The 9,294-nt window shown below is 40.3% G+C and carries 9 protein-coding genes; 3 read left to right on the top strand and 6 right to left on the bottom strand.

The genetic code is table 11. The annotated features are described in order from the left end of the window. Window positions 1-394 precede the first annotated feature (394 nt). The gene (locus FTV50_RS15465; protein ID WP_180024981.1) at window positions 395-667 is read right to left on the bottom strand and encodes a hypothetical protein; all 273 of its coding nucleotides are present in this window, start codon (window positions 665-667) and stop codon (window positions 395-397) included. 224 nt (window positions 668-891) lie between these two features. Here FTV50_RS15465 and FTV50_RS15460 point away from each other — a divergent pair, with 224 nt between their 5' ends. Next, on the top strand, window positions 892-1,533 hold the full coding sequence (locus tag FTV50_RS15460) for a YitT family protein (protein ID WP_180024980.1): 642 nt from the start codon (window positions 892-894) through the stop codon (window positions 1,531-1,533). A gap of 531 nt (window positions 1,534-2,064) precedes the next feature. Here FTV50_RS15460 and tyrS read toward each other — a convergent pair. Further along, window positions 2,065-3,297 carry a tyrosine--tRNA ligase gene (gene tyrS / locus FTV50_RS15455; RefSeq protein WP_171262600.1) on the bottom strand — a complete coding sequence of 411 codons (1,233 nt, stop codon included), beginning with the start codon at window positions 3,295-3,297 and terminating at the stop codon, window positions 2,065-2,067. A 63-nt stretch (window positions 3,298-3,360) separates the two neighbouring features. On the opposite strand from tyrS, the gene FTV50_RS15450 reads away from it, so the two are divergent. Continuing rightward, window positions 3,361-4,488: an anhydro-N-acetylmuramic acid kinase gene (locus tag FTV50_RS15450; protein ID WP_180024979.1), complete on the top strand. Its 1,128-nt coding sequence runs from the start codon at window positions 3,361-3,363 to the stop codon at window positions 4,486-4,488. A 99-nt stretch (window positions 4,489-4,587) separates the two neighbouring features. Here FTV50_RS15450 and FTV50_RS15445 read toward each other — a convergent pair whose 3' ends face one another. The 3 genes from FTV50_RS15445 to purE form a co-directional block, all read right to left on the bottom strand. Then, window positions 4,588-5,874 (bottom strand): lytic murein transglycosylase, encoded by a 1,287-nt coding sequence (locus FTV50_RS15445; RefSeq protein ID WP_180024978.1) that lies wholly within the window; start codon window positions 5,872-5,874, stop codon window positions 4,588-4,590. 729 nt (window positions 5,875-6,603) lie between these two features. Next, on the bottom strand, window positions 6,604-7,725 hold the full coding sequence (locus FTV50_RS15440; RefSeq protein ID WP_180024977.1) for a 5-(carboxyamino)imidazole ribonucleotide synthase: 1,122 nt from the start codon (window positions 7,723-7,725) through the stop codon (window positions 6,604-6,606). A 16-nt stretch (window positions 7,726-7,741) separates the two neighbouring features. Continuing rightward, window positions 7,742-8,254, bottom strand: a complete 513-nt coding sequence (purE, locus tag FTV50_RS15435) for a 5-(carboxyamino)imidazole ribonucleotide mutase (RefSeq protein WP_078189531.1) — start codon at window positions 8,252-8,254, stop codon at window positions 7,742-7,744. Window positions 8,255-8,469: 215 nt separating this feature from the next. Between purE and FTV50_RS15430 the strand changes: the two genes are divergently transcribed. Further along, on the top strand, window positions 8,470-8,814 hold the full coding sequence (locus FTV50_RS15430) for a hypothetical protein (RefSeq protein WP_180024976.1): 345 nt from the start codon (window positions 8,470-8,472) through the stop codon (window positions 8,812-8,814). Window positions 8,815-8,943: 129 nt separating this feature from the next. On the opposite strand, the gene FTV50_RS15425 is transcribed toward FTV50_RS15430, so the two are convergent. Further along, the gene (locus FTV50_RS15425) at window positions 8,944-9,282 is read right to left on the bottom strand and encodes a DMT family protein (RefSeq protein WP_078189529.1); all 339 of its coding nucleotides are present in this window, start codon (window positions 9,280-9,282) and stop codon (window positions 8,944-8,946) included. Window positions 9,283-9,294: the final 12 nt, after the last annotated feature.

The following is a 9,294-nucleotide window of genomic DNA, read 5'->3' as shown; positions in this document are numbered from 1 at the left end:
TAACAACTCAACGCTTCGCGTTTTGTTCGTTTCCGTCTATCTCGTCGGTATGGGGTGCATTCTAGAGCATTTCAGAATCATTGCAACCCCCAATTCACTATATTTTTCACGTATGTATTTTTTATAAGCGTTTTTGCTAAAAAAATTGCATTTATACCTATTTTTTAAGCATTTTTTATAAATTTTTAGCAAATAGTCGATATTTAATTAAGTAAATTTCTTATATCTAGCAAATCTTTTTCAGCACTTTTAAGTCTAATAAAAGTAGCTTTGATTATTTATTAATCATTAGTCTACTTTTATTCTTCAAAGCACATCATTTTTTCTGTCATCACACCGATTCAAGCTTCATAGGCATTTTTTAGCATGCATTTTTATATTTCCAAGCATTTTTTTAACGTTCATATGCTAAATGTTGCATGACTTCCAAGATGACTTGTTGCTTTCCACTGAAATCCTCGGCAGAAAATAGCAGCTTTGCACGTCTAGGGAGTTGTTCTCTTACCAATGCGAATAGTTGGTACTGTGCTGCGATATCCAAATCATGTAATTGTTGCCGCGCCTCACAAAATAATGCTCGTTTATGCTGTTTGGTTTGGTAGTCAAATAAATATCTCAAGATTCGATCGATCTGTTCATCATGATTATCGGTATTGTAATACGCCATGTTGTTGCTCTTTTTTGATTTTTGACCATTGTTCCATAAGGCCTGTTTTTGCAAAAATCATTTTAATTACATGCTTAGTCATTTTTGCTGATAAAAATACAGCCTATTTATTTGAATAATCACTATTAACGATCACAGTCATAAAAAGCCACTATTTTTGGGCTTTAGACGCATAGAGCGCAGGCTGCATTTCACGTACACTCTTTTTATTTTTTAGGTGCAGGATGCCAACACAGTTTTTTCCACGCTTATTCTTACTATTAAGCGGATTAGGATTATTGGCTTTTGGTGTCGTACTCTCTATACATTCAAATTTAGGGACATCCCCTATTTCTTCGGTGCCTTACAGCTTTAGCTATATCTTTCCACTCACCGTCGGCACATTAACAGTATTAATGCACATCATCATGATACTGCTGCAAATGCTGATCTTAAAATCACGCTTTCAGTGGATACAGTGGTTGCAATTACCCGTGGGAATTTTGTTTGGTGCATTTATTGACGGTTTAATGTGGCTCACCCAAGGCTGGAGCATAGAATGTTACCCACTTCAACTCCTGGCTTGCTTGGCAAGTTGCCTGATTACTGCTTTAGGTGTGAGCTTAGTGGTCAAAGCCAGTCTAGTCCTCTTGGCCGCAGAAGGCCTCTATCAAGCCATTGCTGTTCGTTATCGCCTTGATTTTGGCAACTGTAAAACATATGGCGACATTGTCTTGGTCAGTATTGCGGTTATCAGCAGTTGGCTGGTCTTACATCAAGTCATCGGAGTCCGTGAAGGCACCATTATTACCGCACTTTTAGTCGGGACTTTAGTCAAGCGGATTTTACCTAAATTAAGCTTCATTCAATTTGGCCCTAAGCCCTAAAATAAAACTCAATGAACATCTATCTGAGTAAAGACATTTTAAAGCTCCATGAACATCTATCTAAGTAAAGACATTTTAAAGCTCGATTGAATCGGGCTTTTTTTCTGGCGCGATTAAAATCTTTAATACAGAAATGAATGTGATTTTTGAAAGGAATACTTCAATTTTACAAATAAAAAAGGGAAAGATCTCTCCCAAAATCTTTCCCTTAGAATTGAATCTTTAGTCGATCCATCGTGTAATTATTATAGTTATCTGTTTACTTCACTAAAAAAAGAGTCCCTTGGGGAAGAGACTTATAAAAAGTGGAGTTATGATTATGTACCCTCTAGATGGTATATATCTCTCTAGATGAATAAATCTTATACATAAAATTCAAGAAATGCAACACATTTGGCAAAATTTAAGTGTTGTTTTTATAAGGTTTTTTTTGAATTTGCTTATTTATATTATTAATATATTAATTGGTAAAAAAAAGCAGGCCGAAGCCTGCTTTTAATTCAATAACTTAACTAAAAATTCAAGAATTTATTAGTCGGTAAAAGTTACTTTTGCGATTGCTTTTTTGCTCGCTTGGATGATCAAAGTTTTGTTTTCTGACACAGCATAACCTGCATCAACCACTTCCCAATCCACTTTCACTGCACCACGACCAATTGCATCTTTTGCTTGAGCAGCATTTTTAGTCAAACCCGCTTCACGCAAAATAGAAGTAATGAAAATCTCACCACCAAATGCGCCACGAGAAATGGTCACTTCTGGTGTACCTTCTGGAAGTTCACCTTCAGTAATCAAGTTACCTGCACCTTTGTGCGCATTTGCTGCAGCTTCTGCGCCATGGAAACGCTCAACCAATTCAAGTGCAAGAATTTTCTTCACTTCTTGTGGGTTACGACCTTCAGCCACTTCTTTGAGCAACTGTTGAATCTCTTCAATCGATTTAAAGCTCAACAAGTCAAAGTAACGTTCGATCAAATCATCTGGCATTGAAAGCACTTTTTGGTACATCGCACCCGGTGCATCAAAGACTGCAATATAGTTACCCAAAGATTTAGACATTTTATTTACGCCGTCTAAACCTTCAAGAATCGGCACAGTAATGCACACTTGAGACTCTTGGTCATAACGGCTTTGTAATGTACGACCCATCAGCAAGTTAAAGGTTTGGTCTGTACCCCCCAACTCTACATCCGCTTCTAGCGCAACTGAGTCATAACCTTGCACCAATGGATATAAAAATTCGTGAATCGCAATCGGTTGATGGCTGTTATAACGTTTAGTGAAATCATCACGTTCCAACATACGTGCCACAGTTTGCTGTGAAGCTAACTGAATCAAGTCAGCAGCAGTTTTTTGACCAAACCACTCTGAGTTGAACACAACTTTAGTTTTCGCAGGGTCAAGAATCTTAAATACTTGTTCTTGATAAGTTTTAGCATTTTCTAAAACTTTTTCACGAGACAACGGTGGACGTGTAGCGCTCTTACCCGTTGGGTCACCGATCATGGCTGTATAGTCACCAATCAGGAAGTAAACTTCATGACCTAAATCTTGGAAAACTTTTAATTTATTAATCAGAACCGTATGACCTAAATGTAAATCAGGTGCAGTCGGGTCAAAACCCGCTTTAATTTTTAATGGGCGATTCTGCTTTAATTTCTTAAGAAGATCTTCTTCAGAAATAATCTCATGTGTGCCTCGTTGGATGAGGGCAAGTTGTTCTTCAGCCGGCAGGAAATTTGACATCACAAAATCCAAATAGATCAGTTATACAATTTGTGCGATATACTAACACTTTTTCAGCACATTGCAGGCTTAAGAATCATCATGACAGCGATCTACATTGGGGTAATGACCGGCACGAGCATGGATGGTGTCGATATTGTTGCTGCTTCTTTTGATCCTTTAGAGATTCATGCGACGCTCACACTTCCCTTTGACCCAGACCTTCGTGATGAACTGATGGCCCTCACCTTGCCTGATGATAACGAAATTGATCGCATGGGTAAGGCAGACGTTGCTTTAGCTCAAATGATCGGTCATGGCATCAATGAGTTGATCGAGAAGAATGAGCTAGATCGTAGTCAAATCAAGGCGATTGGCTCACATGGTCAAACCATCCGCCACCGTCCTGAACATGGTTTTACCCTGCAAATTGGCGACCCCAATATTATTACCGAACTCACTAAAATCCCTGTGATTTCAGACTTCCGCCGCCGTGATATGGCTGCAGGTGGTCAAGGCGCACCTTTAGTTCCTGCGTTTCATCAAGCGCTTTTCCAACATGACACCATTCACCGTGTGATTTTGAACTTGGGCGGAATTGCCAATGTTAGCATGTTGCCTGCAGGTCAACCTGAAGCCGTGTATGGCTTTGATACAGGTCCAGCTAACATTTTAATGGATGCTTGGTGCGAACGTTATACTGGTCAACCCTATGATGAAAATGGGAACTGGGCAGCTTATGGTCAACCTATTCGCAGTCTGCTCGAGCGCTTACAAGCACATGAGTTTTTCTCTAAAGAACCGCCAAAAAGCACAGGTCGTGAAGACTTCAATCTAGAATGGTTAGATGAACAGATTCTCGATTGGCGTGGAGATCTCGAATATGACGAACTCGAAGATACACCAGAAAACATTCAAGCAACCTTAATGAAACTCACCACACGTGCCATTAAAAAAGCCATTTACCGCTCTGATATGGATACTGGTGAAGTCTATGTATGCGGTGGTGGTGCATACAATTCGCACCTATTAGAGCAACTGCGCTGGCGTTTACGTAAACATGAATGGACGGTACAAAGTACCGCAGATTTAGGCTTAAGCCCAACATGGGTGGAAGCCACAGCCTTTGCTTGGTTGGCGATGCGCTTTGTCAATCAGCTTAGTGCAAATTTACCAAGTGTGACGGGTGCTGCTGGCTATCGTATCTTAGGTACAATCACTGCGGTTTAAGAATCAAAAACATATAAAAAAGGTCTGCAATTGCAGACCTTTTTTATATAGACAAGCTTTTATATATATTGACTACTATATAAAAAGCATAGCTCAAACTTAATTCATCATTGCCTTGGCATGCTCATTACGAAATGCCCGTAAAATCTGCTGTCCCGCCCGACCTGTTGGACTTAAACCCAGTCGATTTTGCTCTTGTCGAATGGCTTGACGGGTTTTATCTCCAATTAATCCATCAACTTTACCGATGTCATAGCCGCGGTTAAGTAAAAATTGTTGAATCTCTCGTCGTTCCGCACGTGAAGTCCCAGGATCATCGGTTGGCCATGTCGTACTAAAGCCACCCTTGCCTTGCAAGCGATCGGATAAATGCGCAATCGCTAATGCATAACTCTCTGCGGCATTGTAGCTATAGATTGCATCGAAATTTTTAAACACCAAGAACACAGGCCCACTTGCCCCAGCCGGTGCCATTAAACCTGCTTGGCTCGATCCAGAAAGGTTACCTTGTATTAACGGTGTACCATCGACACGCTGCAAACCACGATTCATCCAGCTGTCCAAGGATTTTTTATTACGGCGACTTTCACCACTGATCGACATTCCTTCGGGAATTTTTACTTCAAAGCCCCACGGCTGACCAGTTTGCCAACCACGCTTTTTCAGGAAGTTGGCTGTAGATGCCAACGCATCCGTGGTACTCGACACCAAATCACGGCGGCCATCACCATCAAAATCCACGGCTAGTTCTTCATAGGTACTCGGCATAAATTGGGTATGACCAAATGCACCTGCCCATGAACCTTTCAATTGTGATTCATTTAAATCACCACGCTGCAAAATCCGCATGGCTGCAAAAAACTCGCCACGGAAATAGCTTTGACGGCGTCCTTCACAACTTAAAGTGCCCAATGACTGTAATAAAGGATAGCTACCCGCAATATCACCAAAATTACTCTCCACACCCCAAACCGCGACCACGGTTTCAGCAGGCACACCATAAGCCGCTGCGACACGGTTTAATACATCACGATGCTGCGCCAATTTCTGCTGACCCAGTTGTACACGCTCTTCATCTACCAGACCGGACAGATAGTCCCAAATCGGAGTTGAAAACTCAGGCTGATAGTTGAGCTTTTCAATCACAGAATAATCAGGTGTTAAATTTTGTGTATAGCGATCATAAGTGGATGCACTCACACCAGCATTCATTGCTTGCGAGCGCAAATTGGCTAAACAACCTTGAAAGTTATTTTGTGGTGAAATGCTGCTGGTTGTAGGCATGCTCGACGAATTGACAGACTGACCATTAATAATCAACTCGGCATTTGCCTGAGTTATTGCCAATAAAGCAGTCCCGAAAACAAATCCTAAGTGATGCTTCATACCCTAGATCTTTTTTGAATTTAAATTGTTGCTTTAACAATAGCAGCTCAAAGCAAAAGTTAAAGGTTCAAAACGTAAATTTAAATTCATATTTTCTACTTATTTAAATTCATTTTTAAAATTTGAATTCAAAAGTAGTTATCCACAACCCAACTTTAAATTCACTACAAACCAAACACCGGTTTAAATTTAAATTCAAAACTTTTAAATTCAAAAATAAACTGCATGCATAAAAAATTATCCACAAATGCAAAATGGGGTAAAAATTCATTTTTATTATTAATAATCAAAATATTATAGGTTTTAAAATATACTCCCTATAGATCCAATAAGTCTGAGCAACTTTTAAATTCAAATTTTTAAATTTAAACACAGAGAAATGAATTCATTTTTTCAAATTTGAATTCATAAACTTTGAATTCATTGTTTTTGGCATAGGATTTTTTGAATTCAAATTCATAGTTTGAATTCAAAAACACAATTTAAATTCAAAACGCTTTGGTTATTTTTTGATTTTGATTCACACATCACAGGCTATTGATACACAAAAAATAATACGAAGATTAACGCAGAATATTTATAAACGAACGAACACTTTATGATCAATAGTTTCTTATCGTTTCAGCGATAAACGGTGTGATTTTGCAAAGAGGCGCAATGATGCCCGAACTACAGCAATAAAAAAAGCGGCCATGTGCATGACCGCTTTTTTATCATTCAAACTATGGTTTAAATGGTCATATCTTCGCTAAGTGCCAGTGGATTCGGCAAAATTTTCACCAAAGCACGGCATAAAGCTGTTAATTCAGCAGTATCGTTCGGCATTAAAGTGATGTGACCGATTTTGCGGCCTTCACGCTCTGTTTTGTTATACAGATGCAAATGCGCGCCATTCAGTGCCAATACATCTTCAGACTTCGGATGTTGGCCAATGATGTTTACCATGACCGTTGGACGAACAACTTCAGTCGAACCCAAAGGCAAACCTGCTACAGCACGAATGTGGTTTTCAAACTGTGAACACACTGCACCTTCAATCGACCAATGCCCCGAGTTATGCACACGTGGCGCCATCTCATTGGCATATAAGCCTTTATCCGTCACAAACAGCTCTAGCGTCAAAACACCGACATAATTCAAATGATTGAGCAGGCGAGTAATGTAATCTTGCGCAACTGGTTGTAAGTCTGCACTGTTTGGTGCAGGCACAATCGAATGCGACAAAATGCCGTTGTGGTGGTGGTTTTCCGCCAATGGCCATGTTTTCACATCACCATCTTGACCACGCACCGCAATGATTGAGACTTCACGTGAGAAGGTTACAAAGCTTTCCGCGATCAATTCACCTGCAGGGCCTAGTTCAGCCCATGCTTGATCCATTTGCTCAGCGCTACGTAGCACAAATTGACCTTTACCGTCATAACCGCCACGCGATGTTTTCAGTACGATGGGTAAACCCAACTCAGCAACAGCAGCTTGTAAACCCTCGAAAGATGTCACGGCCTTATAAGGTGCAACTGGGATAGCCAATTCATCAAACAAAGCCTTTTCGGACAAACGATGCTGTGCAATCGCTAAAGCTTGGCGCGGTGGGTGCAATGCTTTGTTCTTGGTCAACACATCAACATCTGCTAACGGAGTATTTTCAAACTCTAAGCTGAAAACATCTGCGCTCTGAATGAAATCTTGCAAACCATTTTCAGCTTGAGTCGAAATCACTGGACCCAGCGCTGCAGAAGGGCAGTCGGTACTCGCTTCAAAGAAGGTGCATTGAATGTTTAAAGGCAATGCCGCTTGCGCCATCATGCGACCAAGCTGGCCACCACCAAAAATACCAATGGTTTTATCCATGAGAAATGCCCCTTAATTAAGCTTGACCCGGAATATTTTTACTCGCCACTTTATCGGTTTGCGCAGCACGGAAATCTGCAACATTCTTTGCAATTTCAGGACGTGTTAAACCTAAAATTTGTGCCGCCATGATCGCTGCATTGGTCGCACCCGCTGGGCCAATCGCCAAAGTACCAACTGCAATACCTGCGGGCATTTGCACGATAGACAGCAATGAATCCACGCCGTTTAAAATTGATGATTTTACCGGTACACCAAGTACAGGTAGGTCAGTCTTGGCTGCACACATACCTGGTAAATGCGCTGCACCGCCAGCACCGGCAATAATCACTTGAATACCACGATCACGTGCGGTTTCAGCATATTCGAATAATCGATCTGGAGTTCGGTGTGCAGATACAACTTCCGCTTCAAATGGGACGCCAAGCTGTTTCAGCATATTGGCAGTGTTTTCTAGCGTTGCCCAATCCGATTGAGAACCCATGATAATTCCAACGAGAGGAGTGTCTTGTGAAGCGGCCGCATTCATTGCAATGTTTCCAGAGATTAAAGTAAGAGAGAGTAAATCTCGACTAGAGCCAAGCTTTAATAAGAGCCCCATATTATAGACTGAAAATTCATCTCAATAAAATTTAACGGTTGTCTTTAAAAGAAAACTCCATAATATTTTGATGAAAATATTTTTATTTTTTTCAATTTTATAAAAACTTTTATTAAATCAATATTTATAACAACCCTTTAAATATGAAACAGATCTTTATCCTACTTACTCTAGCCCTAAGCTCTCAAAGTTTTGCCCAACTCGTTCAACTCAATACGAACCAATTTGTGAAAGAATTTAACCTTTTACAGCAACAAAAAGACTATAACGGCCAAATTAAGAGTAATGGCTACATCCACGAAAAATTTTTAGTCACCGGAAAATCGATCATTGATGAACGTGAGTCGGTCAAGATGAAAGGCTATTACAAAGCAGATGATGGCCGTGATAACATGTATTCAATTTCAGAATATCGTGTGTATTGTGATGACCAAAGCTTTGGTTTTGCACTCATGGACTTTGAAGCAGACGGTCAAAGACTGTACTAACCAATGAGAGTGATTATGCCTTTGACTTTGAAGATTCCACTCCACAAGACAGTAAATTCACTAAAATACTCAATAATGCCTGCAAACACGCCTCACTTAATTGATCAGAGCCATGCAGCATTGGATCAGTTAAGCACTGCGAAATACGAAATAGACACATCCAAAAAGGCATAAACCTGCCCACAAATAGTCCAATTTAAAGGGCTGTTTAAAAAGGAAAATCATAAATGGAACGAAGACCAATAGCGTCACGACTTCTTGTGTGATTTTCATTTGACCCAAAGACCACCCATGTTTGGCCAACAGCCGCGTTGCTGGGATCATAAAACTGTATTCGAGTAACGCGATCGCCCATCCAAATAAAATCGCTTGCCAAAGCGGGGCATCATGTAAAAACTTCAAATGCCCATACCAGGCCAAAGTCATAAAACAGTTGGAAATAATCAATAAAAACAGGGCAAGTGACATAAGCAATCAAGA

It is taken from the genome of Acinetobacter sp. YH1901134 (assembly GCF_013416965.1).
Taxonomy (GTDB): domain Bacteria; phylum Pseudomonadota; class Gammaproteobacteria; order Pseudomonadales; family Moraxellaceae; genus Acinetobacter; species Acinetobacter amyesii.
The sequence above is the reverse complement of the archived record's forward strand: the minus strand, read 5'-3'. Positions and strand labels throughout refer to the sequence as shown.

Excerpts from the sequence above, each read along its gene's own strand:
- FTV50_RS15465 (WP_180024981.1), bottom strand. The coding sequence starts at position 667 with ATGGCGTATTACAATACCGATAATCATGATGAACAGATCGATCGAATC.
- FTV50_RS15460 (WP_180024980.1), top strand. The coding sequence starts at position 892 with ATGCCAACACAGTTTTTTCCACGCTTATTCTTACTATTAAGCGGATTA.
- FTV50_RS15450 (WP_180024979.1), top strand. The coding sequence starts at position 3,361 with ATGACAGCGATCTACATTGGGGTAATGACCGGCACGAGCATGGATGGT.
- FTV50_RS15445 (WP_180024978.1), bottom strand. The coding sequence starts at position 5,874 with ATGAAGCATCACTTAGGATTTGTTTTCGGGACTGCTTTATTGGCAATA.
- FTV50_RS15440 (WP_180024977.1), bottom strand. The coding sequence starts at position 7,725 with ATGGATAAAACCATTGGTATTTTTGGTGGTGGCCAGCTTGGTCGCATG.
- purE (WP_078189531.1), bottom strand. The coding sequence starts at position 8,254 with ATGAATGCGGCCGCTTCACAAGACACTCCTCTCGTTGGAATTATCATG.
- FTV50_RS15430 (WP_180024976.1), top strand. The coding sequence starts at position 8,470 with ATGAAACAGATCTTTATCCTACTTACTCTAGCCCTAAGCTCTCAAAGT.
- FTV50_RS15425 (WP_078189529.1), bottom strand. The coding sequence starts at position 9,282 with ATGTCACTTGCCCTGTTTTTATTGATTATTTCCAACTGTTTTATGACT.